This window comes from Roseovarius sp. CAU 1744, from assembly GCF_039839345.1.
In the GTDB taxonomy this organism is placed as follows: domain Bacteria; phylum Pseudomonadota; class Alphaproteobacteria; order Rhodobacterales; family Rhodobacteraceae; genus Roseovarius.
In genome coordinates this window covers 84,628-105,659 of sequence record NZ_JBDOQV010000004.1, presented here as the reverse complement: position 1 = coordinate 105,659, position 21,032 = coordinate 84,628, and the positions used below count along the sequence as shown (strand labels likewise).

The window sequence follows — 21,032 nt, the reverse complement described above, 5'->3', positions numbered from 1 at the left end:
TGTCTACGCGCTCGTCCCAGCAGGGGCAAGGGGCCAGTCCAGCACCGAAAGCCGGTCAAAGAGCTGCCCGATCCCCGCGCGATCCACGTTGGCGAAGGCCACGCGCAGGTGGCGCCCGCCCGCGGGGTCGGATTCGGGGGTGAACATTGTGCCGGGCAACAGCAGAACACCGGCCTCCGGCACCAGCTTGCGGGCCAATTCGTCCGAGGAGATCGCAAAGGGATGCTGCATGTAGGCGAAATAGGCGCCACAGCCTTTCAGCGCCCAGCCTTTGGCGGCAAGCCGGGGCATGTTGTCTTCGATGGCGGCGCGGCGGTCGAGGATTTCCGCGCGCTCGCCCGCCAGCCATTGCGCCAGGTTCCGCATCCCCCAAAGCGCCGCGATCTGGCCCAGCTGGTTGGGGCAGATGGTGACCGTATCCAGGAACTTCTCGGCCTGTGCCAGCCGTTCCGGCGCCGCGACCATGGCGCCCACGCGGTGCCCGGTCAGGCGGAACGCCTTGGAAAAGGAATAAAGCTGGATCAGCGTGTCGTGCCAGTCGGGATCTGTGAACAGGTCATGTGGTGCGCCAGTGCGCGCATCGAAATCGCGATAGGTTTCATCGACGATCAGCGCGATGCCGCGCGCGCGCGCCAGATCGAAAAAGGCGCGTACCAGGTCGGCAGGGTACTCGACCCCGCCCGGATTGTTCGGCGTGACCAGCGCGATCGCCCGTGTCCGGTCGGTTATCAGCGCCGCCGCCTGGTCGGGATCGGGCAGAAGACCGGGGCCCGCGGGCAGCGGAACCGAGGCCACGCCAACCATGTCCAGCCACATTTTGTGATTGAAATACCAAGGCGTTGGCAGGATGACCTCATCCCCTTCGGCGCAGAGCGTGGCGATCATCGCGCAAAAGGCCTGGTTGCAGCCCGAAGTGATGCCGACATTCGCCGCGGTGATCTGGCCGCCATAGGCATCCGACCATTGGCGCGCGACCTCTTCCCGCAGATCGGGCAGGCCCAGCACCGGCCCGTAAAGATGCGCCTCGGGTGTGTTCAATGCCGCGTCGGCAATCGCCTGGCGCAGCGGCTCGGGCGGGGGATCGACGGGGGCGGCCTGGCTGACATTGATCAGCGGGCGATCGGCGGAAAACGTGACACCGTCCAGCCAGCGGCGCGCCTCCATCACCGGGGGGAAAAAGGTCGTGGCGGTGCGGGGGATGGGCATTATGGTCTCCGTTACTGCTTGTCAGCCCTTGCGGGCCAGCGCGCAACCTTGGGGTCAATCGACGCCGCGATAGGGCTGGACATATTGCAGCGCCATGTCCCAGGGGAAGAAAATCCACGTGTCCTGGCTGACCGAGGTGATATAGGTATCAGTCTGTTTCTCACCCTCGGGTTTGGCATAGACGCAGGCGAAATGGGCACGGGGGTACAACGAACGCACCAGTTCCAGGGTCTTGCCGCTGTCGACAAGGTCGTCGACAATCAATATGCCCTCGCCTTCGCCCATCATCTCGGCATCGGGGGCCTTCAGCACCTGCGCCTCGCGCCGCTGATCGGCCTTGCCGCCGCCCGAATGGTAGGATTTGACCGAAATCGTATCGACGGTGCGGATGTCCAGCTCGCGCGCGACGATCATCGCCGGGGCCATGCCGCCGCGGGTGATCGCCACCACCGCCTTCCACGCGCCGCCATCCGGCCCCTGACCGTCCAGCCGCCACGCCAGCGCGCGGGCGTCGCGATGCAACTGATCCCAACTGACGTGAAAGCCTTTCTCGTGGGGCAAACGGTCGTTCATCGGCGTATCTCCTTGGTTGCTCCGCGCATAGCGCAATCCGCCCGTGAACGGAAGCCGCAGTTTGAACTGGCACCAGTTCCGGCTAGAATTGCGGGGTGTAACGGAGTGGATCATGTCATCCCGCATGCTGAAGTCACATTGGCGGATCGAGGCCACGATAGAGGAGGTCGCGGATGTGCTTGGCGATGTCGAACGCCTGCCCGACTGGTGGGGTGGGGTGTATCTGTCGGTCCGGGTGGTCGAGGCGGGGGATGACAGCGGGCTGGGGCGCAAGGTTGCCTTTCACAGCCGTGGGCGGCTGCCATACACCTTGCGCTGGCAGGGCACGATCACCGAGGTGAACCGCCCCAACAGCTGGACGATCCGGGCCGAGGGCGATTTGCAGGGGCAGGGCGTCTGGACGCTAAGGCAGGACGGGCCGGTTGCCGATATCCGCTATGACTGGACCGTCGTGGTGGGCAAACCCGTGCTGCGCCTGCTGGCCCCGATCCTGTGGCCCGCATTCGCCGCCAATCACCGCTGGGCCATGGCGCGTGGCGAGGCAGGGTTGCGGCGCGAACTGGCCCGCCGCCGCGCGGGCTAGGCGCGATCCAGCAGCAGCCGCAGCCCAAGCGCGCCAAGAACGGCGGCGGTGACACGGTCAAGCCGCGGTTTCAGCCGCAGAAAGCCATCGCGGGCGGGGCGGGTCGACAGGGCAAAGGCGAACAGCGCGTAGGCCAGGCTTTCGACCACGAACTGGTTGACCACCACGATCATCTTGCCGGAAAGCCCCATGTCCGGCGGAAAGATCACCAGCAGCACCGCCGAGGCAAAGAGAACCGATTTGGGGTTGGCCAGGTTCACCAGCGCGCCATTCAGAACGGCGTTGCGCGTTCCGACGTCGCCGGCGGCCTGGATCGGATCCGCCGCGTGGCGCCAGGTCGTGATCGCCAGCCAGACCAGATAGGCCGCACCGACCAGTTTCAGCGCCATGTAGATCACGGGAAATGTCTGGAAGATGACGTTCAGCCCAAGCAGCGCGGCACCGGTCCAGCAGGCGGCGACGGCGCCAAGCCCCATGCCAAAGAAGATACCCGCGCGCCGGCCGGCGCTGAGCGTCGTGCGGATTGCCATCAGCATGGCCGGTCCGGGGCTGATCAGGGCCGCAAGAAGCGCGATGTTGAACGCGATCAGATGGACGACTTCCATGACGGTTCAGGTCTTGTCGATATCGGGGGCATCGACGGCTTTCATGCCGACGACATGATAGCCCGCGTCCACATGCAGGTTTTCGCCGGTCACGCCGCTGCCCAGATCGCTCAGCAGGTAGAGCGCCGAATTGCCCACGTCATCGATCGTGACGTTCCGGCGCAGGGGCGAATTCAGCTCGTTCCACTTCAGGATATAGCGGAAATCGCCGATGCCGCTGGCGGCCAGGGTCTTGATCGGACCGGCGGAGATGGCGTTGACGCGGATGCCGTCCTTGCCCAGATCCTCTGCCAGGTATTTGACCGACGCTTCCAGCGCGGCCTTGGCCACGCCCATCACGTTGTAATGCGGCATCACCTGTTCGGCACCGTAATAGGTCAGCGTCAGCATCGCGCCGCCCTCGGTCATCAGCTTCTCGGCCCGCTTGGCGACGGCGGTGAAGGAATAGACCGACACGTCCATCGTCATCAGGAAGTTTTCGCGGCTGGTATCCACGTAGCGCCCGCGCAGCTCGTTCTTGTCGGAAAAGCCGATGGCGTGCACCAGGAAGTCAATCCTGCCCCAGGCTTTCTCGATCTCGGCAAACGCCGCGTCGATCGAGGCCGGGTCCGAGACATCGCAGTCAAACAGGTTCTCGACACCAAGCTGATCGGCCAGCGGCGCCACGCGTTTCTTGAACGCATCACCCATATAGGTAAAGGCCAGTTCCGCCCCGGCGTCCGCACAGGCCTTGGCGATGCCCCAGGCGATGGATTTGTCATTCGCAAGGCCCATGATAACCCCGCGCTTACCTGCCATCAGATTGTTCGACATATCGTGCCCTCGGCCTATTTTCTTGTTATATGATTTCTTTAGGCGATTGGCCGTAGGGCATCAAGGGCATGGCGTAGCTCCGCCGATCAGAGCCGGGCATTGGAAATACAAGCTTGATATGCAGGCTTTCGCGGTCTACCCGCAACTAAGGCAATAGTAATGAGTTCAGCCGATGACTGACCGTGACGGAATTTTCGCAGGTGACGATCCATTCGAAATCGCCCGCAGGTGGCTGGGCAACGCGACGGAGTCCGAGCCGAACGATCCGAATGCCGTCGCCCTGGCGACGGTTGACGCCGACGGGATGCCCAATGCGCGCATGGTCCTGCTGAAGGAAATCGAACAGGACGCTTTCGTGTTCTACACGAATTACGGCAGCGCCAAGGGGCAGGAGATCGCCGCCACGGGCAAGGCGGCGCTGGTCATGCACTGGAAATCCCTGCGGCGGCAGGTGAGGGTGCGCGGGCTGGTCGAACGCGAGGATGGTCCGCAGGCGGATGTCTACTTCGCCTCGCGCTCGTTACAGAGCAGATTGGGGGCCTGGGCGTCAGAGCAGTCGCAGGAATTGTCATCGCGTGCGGCGCTGATGGCGAAGGTGGCGAAGATCACCGCGCAAAAAGGCACAAATCCGCCGCGCCCATCCTTTTGGGGAGGTTTCAGAATCCGCCCGGTTGAGATTGAGTTCTGGGCAGACGGTGCCTTCAGACTGCATGACAGATTTGTCTGGCGCCGCGGCACTTGCGAAAAACCGTGGGAGATAAAGCGGCTGAATCCGTGACGTTCACGATACGTAAAATGCAAAGTGCTGAGAATTATGGGGTTTTTTGGCTTGCATGAAAGCGGGTAGTGACGCAAAAGTTGTTAAGGTCTTGGGGACGAAGACTGTTGGGTAGGACAAAGTGACGAAAGATAATGAAGGTACCCGCAGAGTAAAAGGACAAGTTAAGTGGTTCGACCCTGTCAAAGGGTTCGGGTTTGTAGTGGCCGACGAAGGTGGACCGGATATTCTGTTGCACGCAAATGTACTGCGAAATTTCGGGCAGAGTTCTGTCGCGGACCGCGCAGGTATTGAGATTGACGTGCAGGACACGGATCGCGGGGTTCAGGCCGTCGAAGTGCATGTCATCGAACCGCCCCAGGACGCGGTTTCCTCCGGCTTGCTGGATCTTGACGATGTCGATCCCGAAGTGATCAGCGCCGCCACGCTTGAGCCCGCGCGGGTCAAGTGGTTCGACAAGGGCAAGGGGTTCGGCTTTGCCAACACGTTCGGTCGCGATGAGGACGTGTTTGTTCACATCGAAGTGTTGCGCCGTTCCGGCCTGGCGGATTTACAGCCCGGCGAGGCTGTGGCAATCCGCGTGATAGAAGGTAAACGGGGCCGGATGGCAACAGAGGTGTGTGGATGGGAAACCGCGGTAAAGGCATCGGGCTAGGCGCTGTAGCGTGCCTGCTGTTTTCCGGTGCCGTCGCTTCTGCGAATGAATGCCGCGATGACAGGGTGCTGTTGCGCGGCGATTGGGGGCAGGCGAGCTTTACCGTGGAGGTCGCCGATGACGAGGCCGAGCGCAACCACGGCCTGATGTTCCGCGATACCATGCCGAAGAGCGCCGGGATGCTGTTCGTCTATCCGGCGCCCAGCGACCGCATCGGTTTCTGGATGAAGAACACGCTGATCCCGCTGGACATGATCTTTCTGGATGAAACCGGCACCGTGCGCCGCGTGCATTCCAACGCCGTACCCCATGATGAAAGTCCGATCATGGGCGGGCCGGGGATCATGGCGGTGCTGGAAGTCAATGGCGGCATGGCCGAGATCATGGGCATCGCCGAGGGCAGCCAGATGCGGCATCCGGCCTTTGACCCGGCGACGGCCGTCTGGCCTTGTTGACGGCGCCCGCGCCATGCGCGGATTTTGGGCTTTTCAATCTCGCCAATCGCAATTAGATACGGCCTCGGTCCGGGGCGTAGCGCAGTCTGGTAGCGCACCTGTTTTGGGTACAGGGGGTCGCAAGTTCGAATCTTGCCGTCCCGACCATGAATTCCTTTCAGTTAAATGCGGGTGATTCTGAACCTCGCCGTGGCGGGCCGACCACAGATTTGTAACATTTTGACGACACGGATGACGTGGTGCTTTTTTTTTGGACGGCATTAACCGGGGCGAACGCCAAAGCTCCAGAAGTCCTGTCCAGCGGAACGCCGCGCGCCCCGCCATTGTGTTCCCCGGTCTAAAGGGGCCGAATAAAAAGGCTTTCCCGGACCGTCAAAAACCGCATGTCAGGATTAACCTTCGTAAAGATCGGGCGCGGTGAATCACACGGGATCGCGCGGCTGTCGACGGATTGCGACGGTCAACGAATTTTTCCTCATTTTTTCCAAAAATTTTCGTTGACCCGATAGGGGGAAATACGTCAGTTTGTGTAAACCGGCCGACAAGCCACAACATATAGTGGCGACGGCCTGGCAGGGACAACAAACCCAAACATACCCGGATCTATGCTCGGGCTGGTTTTCTGCGCAGCATGTTCGCTAGTCGCGGTGGGGGTAGGTTTCTGTCTGAGGAGAAGGGCGGTCGGCCTGTAACGTCGGGTCGACACTTGACATGAAATAGCTGGAACATGGGGCAGCGCCAAAAATGAAAATCGAACGTAAATTTACCAAGGCCGGACAAGACGCCTATGCGGCGCTGGACTTCAAGATCACCAGTTCCGAGATCCGCAACCCGGACGGCAAGATCGTATTTCGCCTGGACGAGGTCGAAGTTCCGAGCGGCTGGAGCCAGGTTGCCAGCGACGTCATCGCGCAGAAGTATTTCCGCAAGGCGGGGGTTCCGGCGCGGCTGAAGAAGGTCAAGGAAAAGGACGTTCCCGAATTCCTGTGGCGTTCGGTCCCGGATGGGGATGATGTCGAAAAGGGCGGCGAAACCAGCGCCAAGCAGGTCTTTGACCGTCTGGCCGGTGCCTGGGCCTATTGGGGCTGGAAAGGTGGCTATTTCACCACCGAAGAGGACGCCCAATCCTATTTCGACGAAATGCGGGTGATGCTGGCCAAACAGATGGCGGCCCCCAACAGCCCGCAATGGTTCAACACCGGCCTGCACTGGGCCTATGGCATCGACGGCCCCAGCCAGGGCCATTACTACGTGGATCACAAAACCAAGAAACTGACCAAGTCGAGCAGTGCTTACGAGCACCCGCAGCCCCATGCCTGTTTCATCCAGTCGGTCGCCGATGACCTGGTGGGTGATGGCGGGATCATGGATCTGTGGGTGCGCGAGGCGCGTCTTTTCAAATACGGCTCGGGCACCGGCACGAATTTTTCCTCCCTGCGCGCCGCTGATGAGCCGCTGTCAGGCGGAGGCAAGTCCTCCGGCCTGATGGGCTTTCTCAAGATCGGTGACCGTGCTGCGGGCGCGATCAAGTCCGGCGGTACCACGCGCCGCGCCGCCAAGATGGTGATCTGCGATGCCGATCACCCGGACATTCAGGAGTTCATCAACTGGAAAGTGCGCGAAGAGCAGAAGGTGGCCAGCATCGTCGCCGGCTCGAAGATGCACGAGGAGCGCCTGAACCAGATCTTCGCCGCCATCCGCGCCTGGGACGGCAGCAGCGAAGACGCGGTTGATCCGACGAAAAACGAACAGCTGAAGGACGCCATTCGCGGGGCGAAGAAATCAGCGATCCCCGAGACCTATGTGAAACGCGTGCTGGATTATGCCAGACAGGGCTATGACAGCATCGAATTTCCGACCTATGACACTGATTGGGACAGTGAGGCCTACGCATCGGTCTCGGGGCAAAACTCGAACAACTCGATCCGCGTCACCGATGCCTTCCTGAAGGCGGTCGAGAACGATGATGACTGGGCGCTCATCAACCGTACCGATGGCAGTACGGCCCGGACCATCAAGGCGCGTGAGCTTTGGGAAGATGTGGGTCACGCGGCCTGGGCCTGTGCCGATCCGGGGATCCAGTACCACGACACGGTGAATGCCTGGCATACCTGCCCGGAAGACGGAGAGATCCGGGGGTCGAACCCCTGTTCCGAATACATGTTCCTCGATGACACGGCCTGCAACCTGGCGTCGATGAACCTGCTGACCTTCTACAAGGACGGCCAGTTCGACGCTGAATCCTATGTCCATGCCACCCGCCTCTGGACCGTGACGCTGGAGATCAGCGTGATGATGGCGCAATTCCCCAGCCAGGAGATTGCGCAGCTTTCCTACGAATTCCGCACGCTGGGTCTGGGCTATGCCAATATCGGCGGCCTGCTGATGAACATGGGCTTGGGCTATGACAGCGCCGAAGGGCGCGCGCTGTGTGGTGCGCTGACCGCGATCATGACCGGCGTGTCCTACGCGACCTCTGCCGAAATGGCCGGGGAGCTGGGCCCGTTCGCGGGCTACAAGCGCAACCGCGACCACATGCTGCGGGTCATCCGCAACCACCGCAACGCGGCCTATGGCGCGACCGAAGGCTATGATGGTCTGGAGGTGAAACCGGTGCCGCTGGATCTTGCCAACTGCCCCGACAGCCGTCTTGCCGAACTGGCGATGGCCAGCTGGGACGAGGCGCTGAAACTGGGCGAAAAGCACGGGTTCAGGAATGCCCAGGCCACGGTGATCGCGCCCACCGGCACGATCGGGCTGGTGATGGATTGCGACACAACGGGGATCGAACCCGATTTCGCACTGGTCAAGTTCAAGAAGCTGGCCGGCGGCGGGTATTTCAAGATCATCAACCAGTCGGTGCCGGCCGCGCTCGACAAGCTGGGCTATGGCCCCGCGCAGATCGAGGAAATCGTCAGCTATGCGGTGGGTCACGGCACCATCGGCAACGCGCCCGGCGTCAACCACACCTCGCTCATCGGCCACGGCTTTGGCCCGAACGAGCTGGAAAAGGTCGATGCGGCGTTGGGCTCGGCCTTCGACATCCGCTTTGTCTTCAACCAGTGGACCCTGGGCGAGGAGTTCTGCACCAACGTGCTGGGCATCCCGGCGGCCAAGCTCAACGACCCGACCTTCGATCTGCTGGCGCATCTGGGCTATTCCAAGGCCGATATCGACGCCGCCAACGACCATGTCTGCGGGACCATGACGCTGGAAGGGGCGCCGCATCTGAAAGAAGAGCACTATCAGATCTTCGATTGCGCCAATCCCTGCGGCAAGAAGGGCAAGCGGTATCTGAGCGTCAACAGCCACATCACCATGATGGCGGCGGCGCAGAGCTTCATCTCGGGCGCGATCTCGAAGACGATCAACATGCCCAACGACGCCACGATCGAGGATTGCCAGAGCGCCTACGAGCTCAGCTGGTCGCTGGGCGTCAAGGCCAACGCGCTCTACCGCGACGGCTCCAAGCTCAGCCAACCGCTGGCGGCGGCCCTGGTCGAGGATGACGATGAGGCGGCAGAGGTGCTGGAAAGCGGCTCGCCCCAGGAAAAGGCCGCCGTGCTGGCCGAAAAGATCGTCGAAAAGGTGGTGGTCAAGGAAATCGTCAAATCGCACCGCGAAAAGATGCCCGAGCGGCGCAAGGGCTATACCCAGAAGGCGGTTGTGGGCGGCCACAAGGTCTATCTGCGCACCGGCGAATATACCGACGGTTCCCTGGGCGAGATCTTCATCGACATGCACAAGGAAGGCGCCGGGTTCCGGGCGATGATGAACAATTTCGCCATCGCCGTGTCGGTGGGCCTGCAATACGGCGTGCCGCTGGAGGAATTCGTCGATGCCTTCACCTTCACCAAGTTCGAACCGGCGGGCATGGTGCAGGGCAACGACTCGATCAAGAACGCCACCTCGATCCTTGATTACATCTTCCGCGAACTGGCGGTGAGCTACCTGGACCGCACCGACCTGGCCCATGTGAAGCCCGAAGGCGCCAGCTTTGACGATCTGGGCCGCGGCGAGGAAGAGGGCGTCAGCAACATCTCCGAACTGTCCGAAGCCGGCGCCAGCAAATCGCTCGAAGTGCTGAAGCAGATCAGCTCGACGGGTTATCTGCGCAAGCGTCTGCCGCAGGAACTGGTGGTGCTGCAGGGCGGTCAGACCGTCGGCGCCACGGCGCTGAACGGGGCGGCCGATCCGGTGGCGACGCTGGAAACGCTGGTGCCGGAAACATCGGCCGCGGCGGTGGCCACGACCACCACATCGACTACGGCAGTGGCGGCGGCCACCACGATGGACGCCCGCACCAAGGCCAAGATGCAGGGCTACGAGGGCGACCCCTGCGGCGATTGCGGCAACTACACGCTGGTGCGCAACGGCACCTGCATGAAATGCAACACCTGTGGCGCGACAAGCGGGTGTAGCTGAGGAACTCGCGTCCTCCTGGGGCGCGTAGGGGTCCCGGTCTCCTCCAGAGCCGGACCCCGACGAACAAGGCCCTTCACCCCCTTCGGGTGAAGCGGCATCGGATAGGGTGAGAGCGGTTTTACAGGCTCCGTTCTCCCCTCCCGGGGCGGGTGCGCTCGCCCCTGACGACGCTCAGGCCGCAGGCAGAAACCGGGCGGTACAAAGAGTGAGCTTGAGTGGCGAAACTAAAGGGGGGCCGAGGCCCCCCGTTTTTCTGTTGCGAACACATGCCGACTGGTAGAGAACCGGCCCATGGCACAACCGGGCATCAGCATCTGCATTCCCGCCTATGACATGGGTGGCAAAGGGGCCGACTACCTGGCGGCGTCCTTTGACCGGCTCGAGCTGCAGAGTTTCCGGGATTTCGAGATCGTGGTGTCAGACCAGTCCGACACGGGCGCGGTGGCGCAGGTCTGTGCCCGCTATGGCAAGGGCATGAATATCCGCCGGGTCGATTTCACCGACGGTCCGCGCCAATCCTCGGCCAATGCGAACAACGCCATGCGCCATGCCTCGGGGAGGATCCTCAAGATCCTGTTCCAGGACGATTTTCTGGCCCGCAACGATGCGCTGGACCGGATCGTGCGCGGCTTCGATCGTGACGATGCGCGCTGGCTCCTGTGTGGCTCGGGCATATCGCGCGACGGTGAGACGGTCGAAAACCCGATGGTGCCGCGGTTGAATGACCAGCTCAGGTTCGGGCGCAACACGGTGTCCAGCCCGTCGGTGCTGGCGCTGCGGGCCGAGGTTGGGCTGCATTTCGACGAGAGCCTGATCTGGCTGATGGATGTCGAGTTCTACGACCGTTGCGCGCAGCAATTGGGCGCGCCGGTGATCGTGCCGGAAATCCTGGTGGCCAATCGCCTGCACGAGGGCCAGGTCAGCGCCGCCGTCACGAAATCCCTCCGCCGGGCCGAACTGCGCCATGTCTGGCGCAAGACCCGAGGCCGGGCAGGGTGGCGCGATCTGCGGGCCTATGCCTATCAGGTACTCAAGGCGCTGTGACGGTGATCAGGCGCGGCGCTGCCATTCTTCCCAGATAAACGGGTAGCACCATTTGCAATCGTGGCTGGCCGCCAGCCCCGCGCGGATGTCATCACGATCGGCAATCTGGCTTTCGCCCTGCAGGTGGAACTGTATCTGCAAACGGCCGATACGCTGCAGAATGCCGGCGCGCATCAGGGCGGGCAGCAGATCGTATTCCGCGCCGCCGATATTCAGTTTCACCAGGTCTATCTGCGGAAAATCGAACGTGTCGAAATAGCGCTTGACCGAGACCACATCGACGGTCGCCTCGACCCCGCTGACCGAGGCTTCGGGCAGGGGCAGCTTGCCCTCGGCCGATCCGAGTGCGTAGTCGTAGACCTTGACCCGATCATCTTCGCGATACTTGCCACGCAGCGTCGCCGCCTTGCGCGGGTGCGGTTCGAACAGGTGAATGGTGCAATCGGGCTGCTGGTTCAGGACGGTGTCGGCCCAATCCCCCTTGTCGCCGCCCAAATCGAACACGGTGCCGCCTATGGGCAGTTCCATGTAGTCATGGAGCAGGGTATGCCCGCGTTCCCCCCGCCACAGGCGCAGCGCGTCGTAATAGACGTCTTTCCAGGGGTGTTCGCGCCGATCCTGCCAGTTCTTCAATACGTCCAACGCATCGCCCTTACACTAACCACTTCTATCTCTAAGCAGCGCCTTGCGATCGCGCAAGCCTGCGTCAAAACAGGTCGGCCGTTGGTGACTTTTCGCCTAAACCCACCCTGACCCGCAATTTGGCCCGCGCACGCGCCAGCCGCGACATGACCGTACCCAGCGGCCAGCCGGTGATTTCCGCCAGCCTGAGCGGGCTGGTTTCGCCCTCGGCCACCAGCCGGATCAGCCGTGCCTGCGGGTCCGGCAGGCGTGCGATGGCGGTTTCAAGTTCGTGCACGGCGAGGGTGGCAAAGACCACAGGGGCAATCGCTTCGTCGGCCTCGGTCAGCTCCTCGCCGGGCAGCGCGTCGCGCAGGTGCTGCCGGTACTGGTTGCGCAGTGCGGTCATCGCGTAGGCGCGCAGATCGTCGATCTCGTGTCCGTCCTGAAGCCGCGTCCACAGCTTCAGCAGCACCTCCTGGCACAGATCCTGCGCCTGATCGCGGCTCCCGGTCAGTTGCCGTGCCAGCCGCTGCATCGCCGGCAGCTGCGCGCAAAGCGCGGTGGGCAGGTCAGTTGGACAGGGCATCGGGGCCTCTCGGGCTGGTTGCGGTGACAGGTAATCTGCGCCTCTGACGTGTTGGATTCAAACGGGCAGATTCCGCCGATGCGTCCCGGCAGCGCTTTTTGGGCAAGCTTCTGCCGCTTGGCCGGCATGCGATCGGCGGCGCTTTGCGCGGTGGGGGGTGTGGCGGTTGCGGCGGGACGCAAAAGCCTGTTTTTCCGTCTTGTCTATGAGAGGGACGCAAACCGCACCTCGGCAACCAACAACGTCCAGGGAGACCTTAATGACCAAATTCATCGTGATACTGATCGGGCTTGGCGTGCTGGCCAACGCGGCCATCGCCATGGGCGAGCGCGCCATTGAAGTGGATGCGAACGGCGACGGGGTGATGACCGTCGACGAGGTGCAGGCCGTCTATCCCGATATCACCGCCGAGATCTTCGCCGAGGTTGATACCAACAATGACGGCGTCCTGGACGATGCCGAGATGATTTCCGGGATCGAGAACGGCTTGGTTCCGACCCCCAGTGACAGCTGAGCCCAGCTGTTACGTTCCCCCCGGGTCCACCGTTCCCCAAAATAGCGGATCCGGGGGGAATAAATATCAGCCGGCGGCGCGCTGAACCATGCCAAAGAGGTCGCGCGGATCATCCGGGTCAGCCAGCAGATCCAGTTCGATGAAAAGCCCGGTGTCCCTGATCCGGTCACGGACGAAACGCAGGGCGCTGAAATCCTCGATCGCGAAACCGACCGAATCGAACAGCGTGATCTGGCGGTCGCTGGTCCGCCCCTGGGCGGTGCCGTTTATGACCTCCCACATCTCGGTCACCGGGAAATCATCCGCCATCTGCTGTATCTCGCCCTCGATCCGGGTCTGCGGCGGGTATTCCACGAACACGTCCGAACGGGTCAGGATATCCTTGTGCAGTTCGGTCTTGCCCGGGCAGTCGCCGCCGATGGCGTTGATATGCACCCCGGACCCGACCATGTTGTCGGTCAGGATCGTGGCATATTGCTTGTCGGCGGTGCAGGTGGTGATGATCTGGGCGCCTTCCATGCTGTCCTCGGCGGTCTGGCAGGCCACCACGTTCATGCCCCAGCCCTGGAGGTTGCGCGCGGCCTTTTCGGTGGCGGCAGGGTCGACATCGTAAAGGCGCACGGTATCGACACCGCAGATCGCCTTCATCGCAAGGCTCTGGAACTCGGATTGCGCGCCGTTGCCGATCATCGCCATCGTCCTGGCCCCCTTGGGCGCCAGGTATTTCGCCACCATGGCCGAGGTCGCCGCCGTGCGCAGCGCGGTCAGCACGGTCATCTCGGTCAGCAGCACCGGGTAGCCCGTATGCACATCGGCCAAAAGCCCAAAGGCTGTCACGGTTTGCAGGCCTTCCTTCATGTTCTTCGGGTGGCCGTTCACGTATTTGAAACCATAGGCCTCGCCATCCGATGTCGGCATCAGCTCGATCACGCCCACATCGGAATGGCTGGCGACGCGCGGGGTCTTGTCGAACAGTTCCCAACGTCTGAAATCGGCTTCGATGTATTCCGCCAGCTCCTTCAGCATGGTTTCGACACCGATGTGATGCACGAGCTTCATCATGTTGTCGACGGAAACGAAGGGCACCAGCGCCTTGTCGGAAGGGGAAAGATTGGTCATGTCAGTGTTCCTTCGATGGGGGGCGGCGGGCCAGGTGCAGGCCCGCGATCATGCAGCGGGCGGAGCCGCCGGCGCTTTCGATTGTCGGCAGGTCCAGTGGCACCAGCCGCAGGGATTTTTCCAGGATGGCGATCTGGCGGGGGTCCAGCGCCGCCACCGCCCGCGCCGAGAGCGCCAGGATCAGCCCGACGGGCGTTTCCAGCTCGATGGCGTTGCCGGCGAATTCGGCGATCTGGTGGTGGCTGAGGGGGATCACCTGCCGCCGGGTTTCCTCGAGCCGCTCGCGGATCGTGGTGCGGCGCTCGTCATCGGGCACCATGTCAAGGCCTACCATTGCGACCTCGGTGCCGATCGCCATCAGCACATTGGTGTGATAGACCGGTGTGCCACCGGCATCGACCGCATCGAACACGATGGGTTCATAGCCGAAGCGGGTGCAGAACCTCTCGAGCAGGATCGGGTCCGCCCGGTGAGAGCGCGCCACGAAGGCCAGCCGCCCGATATGGTCCAGCACCATCGCGCCGGTCCCTTCCAGCGACAACCCGTCCGGCTCCAGCCCGGAATAATCGGTAACTTCGGCAACGCGGTAATTGTGCTTGAGCATCTCGATCACGTCCCAGCGCCGCTCTCGCCGCCGGCTTTCGGCATACATCGGGTACAGCGCCACATGGCCGCCGGAATGGGTGGAAAACCAGTTGTTGGGAAAGATCGAATCCGGCGTGTCATCGCGTTCGTCCTGAAACACATGCACCATCACCCCCGCGTCGCGCAGGCGCGACACGGCCCCGTCGAATTCGCTTTGTGCGCGTGCCGCGATCTCCTCGGTGGCCAGATCGGGCATGGACTGGAATACGTTGTCAGCCGCTGTCTCGGGGTTGGGATGGAACCGGCTGGGCCGGATCATCACCACGCTGGAGGGCGCCTGAACGCTCATGTATAGGCCCGCGTCGGCCGGTCGAAGACACGACGGCCCAGGGCCGAGGCCGCCAGATCGACCATCACCTGTGCGGTGCGGCCACGTTCATCCAGGAACGGGTTGAGCTCCACCAGGTCAAGCGAGGTCATCAGCCCGCTGTCACAGATGATTTCCATCGCCAGATGCGCCTCGCGCATGGTGGCGCCGCCCGGGACGGTGGTGCCGACGGCGGGCGCGAAGGACGGGTCGAGGAAATCGACATCCAGGGATACGTGCAGATCGCCCCCCGCCCTGGTCACAAGCTCGAGGAAGGCATTCAAAGGTTTGGCAATGCCGGATTCGTCGATCGCGCGCATGTCGTGACAGTGGATCTTCGTGGCCTGCAGCATCTCGCGCTCGGGCCCGTCAACGGATCGCAGGCCCAGCAGGCAGATCTGTTCCTGCGGAACGGGGTTCTTGACCTTGGGGAAGCCGTCGAACCCGGCAAGCCCCGCCAGATAGCCAACCGGCGTGCCATGCAGGTTGCCTGACGCGGTGGAATGGGGGGTGTGATAGTCACTATGCGCATCCAGCCACAGCACGAATTGCGGCCGGCCGGTGCTGGCCGCGTGATTGGCAACGCCGGTGACTGAACCCAGCGACAGGCTGTGATCGCCGCCCAGAAAGATCGGCAAGCCGTTCTTCATCGCATCCTGGGCCGCATCGCGCAGGGTCACGGTCCAGCCGATGGTCTCGGCGGGTTTTACCAGGTGCTTCGGGGCGCCGTTGGGGGGCTCGACCTTAGCCGGCGCAAGGTTGCCCATGTCGATCACGCTGTGCCCCAGATCCGCGAGCGCCTCGGCGATGCCGGCCACGCGATAGGCATCCGGCCCCATCAGGCAGCCCTGGCGTGCCTTGCCGCTATCCACCGGTGCGCCGATCAGAATACATGTTTTTTGGGTCATCTTGGCCTCAATATCGCTGTCGGCATCATGATTCTGCCGAAACGGGTTGAATTTAACCCCTCATTTTGCACTAATCGTGCCATGATTTGACAAAACGGAAATGGAAAGTTTCGAAGTGGACGAAACCGATCGTCGATTGATCTCGGCCTTGCGTCACGACGCCCGCGCGTCACTTTCGGATCTGGCGGCGTCGCTGGGCGTGTCGCGGACCACCGTGCGCGGCCGGATCGAACGGTTGCGCAATGCCGGCGAGATCGTGGGGTTCACCGTCGTGCTGAAGGGCGACGTGGCCCGCGACCCGGTGCGCGGGCTGATGATGCTGGCGATCGAGGGGCGCGGTACGCAACGGATCCTGCGCCAGTTGTCGGGCATGAGCACGGTGCGCGCCATCCATACCACCAATGGCCGGTGGGATGTCATCATCGAAATCGGTACCGGAACGCTGGAAGAGCTGGACAATACGCTGGCCCATATCCGGCGGATGGATGGCATCGCCCATTCCGAGACCAACCTGCTGCTGAGCACGCGCAAATCCTCGGCCTGACATACCCATCGGCGCACCTGGTGGCTTGTGCGATCAAGATGATCGGTGCCGCGTGCAGCGTCGGTCGCTCTTGCGAACTCAATTGGCATTGACAGAAACGGAATTTTCGAAAATTCCGTATCGGAAAATTTCAATTTTCCTACCCGTTTTCTTCGCAGAAAACGGTTCCGGCGTTAACTGTGCGGGGCGCTGCAAAGGGCTCAGACCGGCCCATCGCGCGCCCCGGGCTTACCTAGGCCTCGGCCGATGTAAATGTGGCTTTCACCCAGAACAGCATCAGCACAAAAGCGATAATCGCGTTCCAGTTGGCCATCGACAGGCTCAGAAGCTCCCACGGAACTTCGTCGCAGCGCACCAGCGGCGCGGACATGACCTGTTCAAAAAGCTCTTCCGCCGTTAGCCCCGAAACCCCCGACGACGAGCACGATGCCGGGCCTTCCCACCAGCCGCGCTCGACCCCGGTATGGTAGATGCCGATGGCACCGGTGGCGAACGCGGCCACCGCACCCAACAGCGGCAGCCCGCGCCCCGGCAGCGCCAGGGCCAGCAGGCCGATACCGATGGCGATCACATGTGGCCAACGCTGCCAGATGCAGAGCTTGCAGGGCGGCAATCCGCCCAGGTGCTGAAACGCCAGCGCGCCCAGCAACAGAAATGCCGATCCGCCCGCGGCCAGGATGATCCATCTGCGTTCCGCCGTCATGATCACACATACCTCACAAGATAGAACCCGCCGAACAGCAAAACCACAAACAGGACAGTCATCAAGCCCAGACGTCTCTCGATGAATTCACGAATGGGCGAGCCGAATTTCCACAACAGCCCCGCCACGAGGAAAAACCGCAAGCCACGGGCAATGAGCGAGGTGATGATGAAGGTCGACAGCGGCATCCCGGTCCAGCCGGACATGATGGTGATGACCTTGTAGGGAAACGGCGTGATCCCGGCGGTCAGCACGGCCCAGAAACCGAAATCGTTGAATCGGGTATTGAACTCGCCCATCGCCTCGGATTTGCCGAGGGTTTCAAGTATGGGCTGGCCGACCTGCTCATAGGCCAGCGCGCCGATGGCATATCCCAGCAACCCGCCAACCACCGAGGCGATCATTGCCACCGCGGCGATCAGCCAGGCGCGGTTTGGCCGCGCCAGGATCATCGGGATCATCAGCACATCCGGCGGAATCGGAAACACCGAACTTTCGATGAAGGCCACGAATGCCAGTACCCACAGCGCGCGCGGGTGGTCGGCCATGCGCAGGGTCCAGTCGTAAAGAGCGCGGATCATGGGTGGTGGTCGTTCGTTGGGGCCATGGCGCCTCAGAGCATGGGGGGCAGGGCGGGTCAAGCCCCGGCGCATGGCGCACGGGCCCAAAAAACCGCCTGCGGGCACTGGACGCCGCCCATGCACTTGGGTAGAGCTACCTCAGTGCCCAAGTGGCGGAATGGTAGACGCAGGGGATTCAAAATCCCCCGCCTTTGCGGGCGTGCCGGTTCGAGTCCGGCCTTGGGTACCAGCCTTTCGCAACCGTGTTGATGCAGCGATTCGTGTTCGAATTCGGCTTTGTTTCCATATCGGAAATGGTCAGCGGCTCTCCTACCCATTGGATCGGAACCGCGCATGACCCTGTTGGCATTGTGGCGAAAAAGTGTTCGTGCCTCGGCGGCCCTGGTGGCGGGGTCGGCGGCAGAGGGCGAAGTTACACCTGTGATTGAAAAACGTCGGGAACTTCCGGCAGAATCGCTTGTTTCGGAACATGCCACGACAAGAGGCAGTTGCACGGATAATCTTAGGGTTGTGAACTGGTGTCCGAATTTGCCAAGGCATTTCGTTCGTCGCGCCGCGTCGCTGCCAAAGTTTCGACAATTTTCGCTTTGTTGAACCCATCTATTTGCTACAACTGAATGGCCCAACTGGGGGGCGAAGATTGTAGGTCACGGGGGCGACCGCACAAAAGCGCATTACCAAAGATGCGGATGGGTTGCGAACGTCGTTGTCGCTGTGGCAATGCCGTGGGCGCGTATGGGTGCGACGGGGTTATGTCGCGAACCGTTCCATCGTCAGGCGATGGATCACCTCCCAACCGGCAACCGAGGTTTGCGCAGGTAATCCGACCCGGCATGTGCCGGGAACGGTACAGGTAAATGGTTTCTGTGGCCTGGTCATTCGGCACCGGCCGGTCGCAGGGTAGGAGAAGATGATGTCGAGTAATTTCGATGGCCCTTACGCCTCCAATCTGATTGGCCTGTGGGATTTTCTGAAAAGCGGCCCCAAAGACGATACCGGCCTTGCCGATGGCATCGCTCAGAACGGCCATCTTGAGGGCGACGCCACGATCTCGGGCGGGATGCTGCATACCGGCGGCTGCGGCCGGTTCGAGGTGAACGGCGGCAACGATGCGCCGTTTGACCTGGCCGAGGGGACAATCGCGGTCGAATTCACCCAGGACAACCATATCGGATCGTCGCCCGACACGATCGTCAACCGCGGCGAACAGGCCGATGCCAGCAAGGAAGGCTGGTTCGAGATCAGCGTGACCAAGGATGGCGCGGTCCAGGTCTGGCATTGCGACAACGGCCATGACGCGCACCTGACGACCGGCCCGGGCTTCTTCGACGAGGGCGACACGATCAAGGCGACTTATTCATGGTCCCCCGATAACGGCCTGACGCTGGAAGTTGAGAACCTGACCCAGGCGACCGACGCGACGGTCACGGCGGCCAATCCGGGGCTGACGATGGCCGTCACCGACAATGACGACGAAAGCTGGACCTTCGGCGCGCGCGAGGTTGATGACGGGAAATACGGAAATCACTTTGACGGGTCGATTGACTATGTCGCGATCTATGACACCGAAATCCTGGGCGGCGGCGCACCGGAGGCGGCCGACGACAGCGCAAGCGGCGATGAGGATACCGATATCGTCATCGCGGTGCTGGACAATGACGAAGATCCCGACGGCGATCCGCTGAGCGTGACCGAGGCGACCGACGGCGCCCACGGCATCACCGAGATCAACCCCGACGGCACCATCACCTATACGCCGGACCCGGATTTCAACGGCGAGGACACGTTCACCTATACGATCAGCGACGGAAATGGCGGCACGGATAGTGCGACGGTCACGGTCACGGTGACCGCGGTGAACGATGATCCGGTTGCCGCCGACGATGCTGCCGGTACCGGGTTCCAGGCGGATGTGGTGATCGACGTTCTCGACAATGACGATGATGTAGATGGCGATCCGCTGAGCGTGACCGAGGCCACCGATGGCAGCAACGGCACCACCTCGGTCAATGCCGACGGCACGATCACCTATTCCCCCAATAACGGCTTTTCCGGTACCGACACGTTCAGCTACACGGTCAGCGACGGGCAGGGCGGCACGGATACCGCCACCGTGACGGTCACGGTTGACGACGACATGCGCGACGGCATTGTCGAGGGGACCTCCGGCAGCGATCTGATCGACATCGCCTATACCGGCGATCCCGACGGCGACCGCATTGATGCGCTGGATGAAATCCTGCCGGGCGAAGGGCCCAATGATGACATCGTGATCGCCGGTGCGGGCGACGATACCGTGCTGTCGGGCGAGGGCAGCGACGAGGTCGATGGCGGGTCTGGCGACGATCTGATCGTGGGCGGTGCCGGCGCCGACGAACTTGACGGCGGCGCGGGTGACGACACGGTTATCGGCGGCGATGGCGATGACACGATCACCGGCGGTCTTGGCGGTGATGACCTGTTGGGCGGGGCCGACCGGGATACCTTCACCGGCATCACCGACGGCGATGTGGTGGACGGCAACGAGAGCGGTGACGATTTTGACACGCTTGATCTGAGCGGTGCGGCCGAGGCCGAAAATCCGGGCGGCGGGCTGACCATCACCTATACCTCGGCCGATCAGGAGGACGGGTTTGTCGAATTCACCGACGCCGACGGTAATGTCACCGGATCGATGCAATTCGCCAATATCGAAAATGTCATCCCGTGTTTCACGCCGGGCTGCGTGATCGCCACGCCGCGGGGCGAACGCCGGGTCGAGGATCTGAAAGTGGGCGACCGGATCATCACCCGCGATAACGGCCTGCAACAGATCCGCTGGATCGGCAAGCGCAGCCTGAATGCCGCCGAACTGCGCCAGGCCCCGCATCTGAGGCCCATCCTGATCCGCGCCGGATCGCTGGGCCATGACCTGCCGGAAAATGACCTGCTGGTCAGCCCGCAGCACCGGATCCTGGTCAACAACGACAAGACCGCGCTTTATTTTGAGGAACGCGAAGTGCTGGCGGCGGCCAAGCACCTGACCGGACTGGACGGGGTGCACGAGGTCGAGATTCCCGGCACGACCTATATCCATTTCATGTTCGATCAGCACGAGGTGGTGCTGTCGAACGGCTCCTGGACCGAGAGCTTTCAGCCGGGCGACCAGGTGCTTGACGGGATGGGCGACGCACAGCGCGACGAGATTTTCGATCTGTTCCCGGAACTGCGCGATCACAAGGGCCTGCAGGCCTACCAGGCGGCGCGCAAGTCGCTGAAACGGCACGAGGCGCGATTGCTGGTCAAGTGATGCCGAAAGTGAAATGCAGCTGGTTGATCCAAATGCCGATCAACCATTGGAACCGGTCTGGGGGCCAATCCGGTT

The 21,032-nt window shown here is 62.3% G+C and carries 20 protein-coding genes and 2 tRNA genes; 11 read left to right on the top strand and 11 right to left on the bottom strand.

Going from position 1 to position 21,032, the window contains the following annotated elements; genetic code table 11:
- Nucleotides 1-3: 3 nt before the first annotated feature.
- Together AAFO92_RS09210 and gpt are read right to left on the bottom strand one after the other, a co-directional pair.
- Entirely contained in the window at nt 4-1,206 is a 1,203-nt protein-coding gene (locus tag AAFO92_RS09210; protein WP_347534437.1) for an aminotransferase, read from the bottom strand.
- Nucleotides 1,207-1,260: 54 nt separating this feature from the next.
- On the bottom strand, nt 1,261-1,779 hold the full coding sequence (gene gpt / locus AAFO92_RS09205) for a xanthine phosphoribosyltransferase (protein WP_347534436.1): 519 nt from the start codon (nt 1,777-1,779) through the stop codon (nt 1,261-1,263).
- A 112-nt stretch (nt 1,780-1,891) separates the two neighbouring features.
- Here gpt and AAFO92_RS09200 point away from each other — a divergent pair, with 112 nt between their 5' ends.
- Nucleotides 1,892-2,362, top strand: a complete 471-nt coding sequence (locus tag AAFO92_RS09200) for an SRPBCC family protein (RefSeq protein WP_347534435.1) — start codon at nt 1,892-1,894, stop codon at nt 2,360-2,362.
- Here the strand turns inward: AAFO92_RS09200 and AAFO92_RS09195 are convergent.
- A complete protein-coding gene (locus AAFO92_RS09195; protein WP_347534434.1) occupies nt 2,359-2,967 on the bottom strand; it encodes a LysE family transporter in 609 nt (202 codons plus the stop codon). The genes AAFO92_RS09200 and AAFO92_RS09195 overlap by 4 nt on opposite strands.
- 6 nt (nt 2,968-2,973) lie before the next feature.
- Nucleotides 2,974-3,780 (bottom strand): enoyl-ACP reductase FabI, encoded by an 807-nt coding sequence (fabI, locus tag AAFO92_RS09190; RefSeq protein WP_347534433.1) that lies wholly within the window; start codon nt 3,778-3,780, stop codon nt 2,974-2,976.
- A 172-nt stretch (nt 3,781-3,952) separates the two neighbouring features.
- Between fabI and pdxH the strand changes: the two genes are divergently transcribed.
- From pdxH to AAFO92_RS09160, 6 genes are all read left to right on the top strand, one after another.
- Nucleotides 3,953-4,558: a pyridoxamine 5'-phosphate oxidase gene (gene pdxH, locus AAFO92_RS09185; RefSeq protein WP_347534432.1), complete on the top strand. Its 606-nt coding sequence runs from the start codon at nt 3,953-3,955 to the stop codon at nt 4,556-4,558.
- A 121-nt stretch (nt 4,559-4,679) separates the two neighbouring features.
- Complete coding sequence (locus AAFO92_RS09180) at nt 4,680-5,213, top strand: cold shock domain-containing protein (protein WP_347534431.1); 534 nt, start codon at nt 4,680-4,682, stop codon at nt 5,211-5,213.
- Entirely contained in the window at nt 5,183-5,668 is a 486-nt protein-coding gene (locus tag AAFO92_RS09175) for a DUF192 domain-containing protein (RefSeq protein WP_347534430.1), read from the top strand. Before AAFO92_RS09180 ends, AAFO92_RS09175 begins: the two co-directional genes overlap by 31 nt.
- A 70-nt stretch (nt 5,669-5,738) precedes the next feature.
- Nucleotides 5,739-5,815, top strand: a tRNA-Pro gene (locus tag AAFO92_RS09170).
- A 597-nt stretch (nt 5,816-6,412) separates the two neighbouring features.
- Complete coding sequence (locus AAFO92_RS09165) at nt 6,413-10,093, top strand: vitamin B12-dependent ribonucleotide reductase (RefSeq protein ID WP_347534429.1); 3,681 nt, start codon at nt 6,413-6,415, stop codon at nt 10,091-10,093.
- Nucleotides 10,094-10,384: 291 nt separating this feature from the next.
- Nucleotides 10,385-11,137, top strand: a complete 753-nt coding sequence (locus tag AAFO92_RS09160; protein ID WP_347534428.1) for a glycosyltransferase family 2 protein — start codon at nt 10,385-10,387, stop codon at nt 11,135-11,137.
- Nucleotides 11,138-11,143: 6 nt separating this feature from the next.
- Here AAFO92_RS09160 and AAFO92_RS09155 read toward each other — a convergent pair whose 3' ends face one another.
- Together AAFO92_RS09155 and AAFO92_RS09150 are read right to left on the bottom strand one after the other, a co-directional pair.
- The gene (locus AAFO92_RS09155; RefSeq protein WP_347534427.1) at nt 11,144-11,779 is read right to left on the bottom strand and encodes an FkbM family methyltransferase; all 636 of its coding nucleotides are present in this window, start codon (nt 11,777-11,779) and stop codon (nt 11,144-11,146) included.
- A 64-nt stretch (nt 11,780-11,843) separates the two neighbouring features.
- Complete coding sequence (locus tag AAFO92_RS09150; RefSeq protein ID WP_347534426.1) at nt 11,844-12,347, bottom strand: RNA polymerase sigma factor; 504 nt, start codon at nt 12,345-12,347, stop codon at nt 11,844-11,846.
- A gap of 259 nt (nt 12,348-12,606) precedes the next feature.
- On the opposite strand from AAFO92_RS09150, the gene AAFO92_RS09145 reads away from it, so the two are divergent.
- On the top strand, nt 12,607-12,861 hold the full coding sequence (locus tag AAFO92_RS09145; protein ID WP_347534425.1) for an EF-hand domain-containing protein: 255 nt from the start codon (nt 12,607-12,609) through the stop codon (nt 12,859-12,861).
- 66 nt (nt 12,862-12,927) lie between these two features.
- Here AAFO92_RS09145 and AAFO92_RS09140 read toward each other — a convergent pair whose 3' ends face one another.
- From AAFO92_RS09140 to rocF, 3 genes are read right to left on the bottom strand one after another with little or no spacing between them, the layout of a single operon-like run.
- Nucleotides 12,928-13,980: an ornithine cyclodeaminase gene (locus tag AAFO92_RS09140; protein WP_347534424.1), complete on the bottom strand. Its 1,053-nt coding sequence runs from the start codon at nt 13,978-13,980 to the stop codon at nt 12,928-12,930.
- Between the two features lies 1 nt (nt 13,981).
- Nucleotides 13,982-14,914: an arginine deiminase-related protein gene (locus AAFO92_RS09135; protein WP_347534423.1), complete on the bottom strand. Its 933-nt coding sequence runs from the start codon at nt 14,912-14,914 to the stop codon at nt 13,982-13,984.
- Entirely contained in the window at nt 14,911-15,840 is a 930-nt protein-coding gene (gene rocF / locus AAFO92_RS09130; protein WP_347534422.1) for an arginase, read from the bottom strand. The genes AAFO92_RS09135 and rocF overlap by 4 nt, the downstream gene beginning before the upstream one ends.
- 115 nt (nt 15,841-15,955) lie before the next feature.
- On the opposite strand from rocF, the gene AAFO92_RS09125 reads away from it, so the two are divergent.
- A complete protein-coding gene (locus tag AAFO92_RS09125; RefSeq protein WP_347534938.1) occupies nt 15,956-16,384 on the top strand; it encodes an Lrp/AsnC family transcriptional regulator in 429 nt (142 codons plus the stop codon).
- A gap of 232 nt (nt 16,385-16,616) precedes the next feature.
- Here the strand turns inward: AAFO92_RS09125 and AAFO92_RS09120 are convergent, their stop codons facing one another.
- Both AAFO92_RS09120 and AAFO92_RS09115 read right to left on the bottom strand, forming a co-directional pair.
- Nucleotides 16,617-17,087 (bottom strand): disulfide bond formation protein B, encoded by a 471-nt coding sequence (locus tag AAFO92_RS09120; protein ID WP_347534421.1) that lies wholly within the window; start codon nt 17,085-17,087, stop codon nt 16,617-16,619.
- A gap of 2 nt (nt 17,088-17,089) precedes the next feature.
- A complete protein-coding gene (locus AAFO92_RS09115; RefSeq protein WP_347534420.1) occupies nt 17,090-17,668 on the bottom strand; it encodes a YqaA family protein in 579 nt (192 codons plus the stop codon).
- A 143-nt stretch (nt 17,669-17,811) separates the two neighbouring features.
- Between AAFO92_RS09115 and AAFO92_RS09110 the strand changes: the two genes are divergently transcribed.
- Together AAFO92_RS09110 and AAFO92_RS09105 are read left to right on the top strand one after the other, a co-directional pair.
- Nucleotides 17,812-17,897: transfer RNA gene (locus tag AAFO92_RS09110), tRNA-Leu, on the top strand.
- A gap of 684 nt (nt 17,898-18,581) precedes the next feature.
- Nucleotides 18,582-20,957: a Hint domain-containing protein gene (locus tag AAFO92_RS09105; RefSeq protein WP_347534419.1), complete on the top strand. Its 2,376-nt coding sequence runs from the start codon at nt 18,582-18,584 to the stop codon at nt 20,955-20,957.
- The last annotated feature ends 75 nt before the right edge of the window (nt 20,958-21,032 follow it).

Bases quoted from the DNA above. Each gene is read 5' to 3' on its own strand.
- rocF (WP_347534422.1), bottom strand. From the start codon at position 15,840: ATGACCCAAAAAACATGTATTCTGATCGGCGCACCGGTGGATAGCGGC.
- AAFO92_RS09140 (WP_347534424.1), bottom strand. From the start codon at position 13,980: ATGACCAATCTTTCCCCTTCCGACAAGGCGCTGGTGCCCTTCGTTTCC.
- AAFO92_RS09210 (WP_347534437.1), bottom strand. From the start codon at position 1,206: ATGCCCATCCCCCGCACCGCCACGACCTTTTTCCCCCCGGTGATGGAG.
- AAFO92_RS09200 (WP_347534435.1), top strand. From the start codon at position 1,892: ATGTCATCCCGCATGCTGAAGTCACATTGGCGGATCGAGGCCACGATA.
- AAFO92_RS09195 (WP_347534434.1), bottom strand. From the start codon at position 2,967: ATGGAAGTCGTCCATCTGATCGCGTTCAACATCGCGCTTCTTGCGGCC.
- AAFO92_RS09105 (WP_347534419.1), top strand. From the start codon at position 18,582: ATGTCGAGTAATTTCGATGGCCCTTACGCCTCCAATCTGATTGGCCTG.
- gpt (WP_347534436.1), bottom strand. From the start codon at position 1,779: ATGAACGACCGTTTGCCCCACGAGAAAGGCTTTCACGTCAGTTGGGAT.
- AAFO92_RS09150 (WP_347534426.1), bottom strand. From the start codon at position 12,347: ATGCCCTGTCCAACTGACCTGCCCACCGCGCTTTGCGCGCAGCTGCCG.
- AAFO92_RS09145 (WP_347534425.1), top strand. From the start codon at position 12,607: ATGACCAAATTCATCGTGATACTGATCGGGCTTGGCGTGCTGGCCAAC.
- AAFO92_RS09120 (WP_347534421.1), bottom strand. From the start codon at position 17,087: ATGACGGCGGAACGCAGATGGATCATCCTGGCCGCGGGCGGATCGGCA.
- pdxH (WP_347534432.1), top strand. From the start codon at position 3,953: ATGACTGACCGTGACGGAATTTTCGCAGGTGACGATCCATTCGAAATC.
- AAFO92_RS09165 (WP_347534429.1), top strand. From the start codon at position 6,413: ATGAAAATCGAACGTAAATTTACCAAGGCCGGACAAGACGCCTATGCG.
- fabI (WP_347534433.1), bottom strand. From the start codon at position 3,780: ATGTCGAACAATCTGATGGCAGGTAAGCGCGGGGTTATCATGGGCCTT.
- AAFO92_RS09175 (WP_347534430.1), top strand. From the start codon at position 5,183: ATGGGAAACCGCGGTAAAGGCATCGGGCTAGGCGCTGTAGCGTGCCTG.
- AAFO92_RS09115 (WP_347534420.1), bottom strand. From the start codon at position 17,668: ATGATCCGCGCTCTTTACGACTGGACCCTGCGCATGGCCGACCACCCG.
- AAFO92_RS09160 (WP_347534428.1), top strand. From the start codon at position 10,385: ATGGCACAACCGGGCATCAGCATCTGCATTCCCGCCTATGACATGGGT.
- AAFO92_RS09135 (WP_347534423.1), bottom strand. From the start codon at position 14,914: ATGAGCGTTCAGGCGCCCTCCAGCGTGGTGATGATCCGGCCCAGCCGG.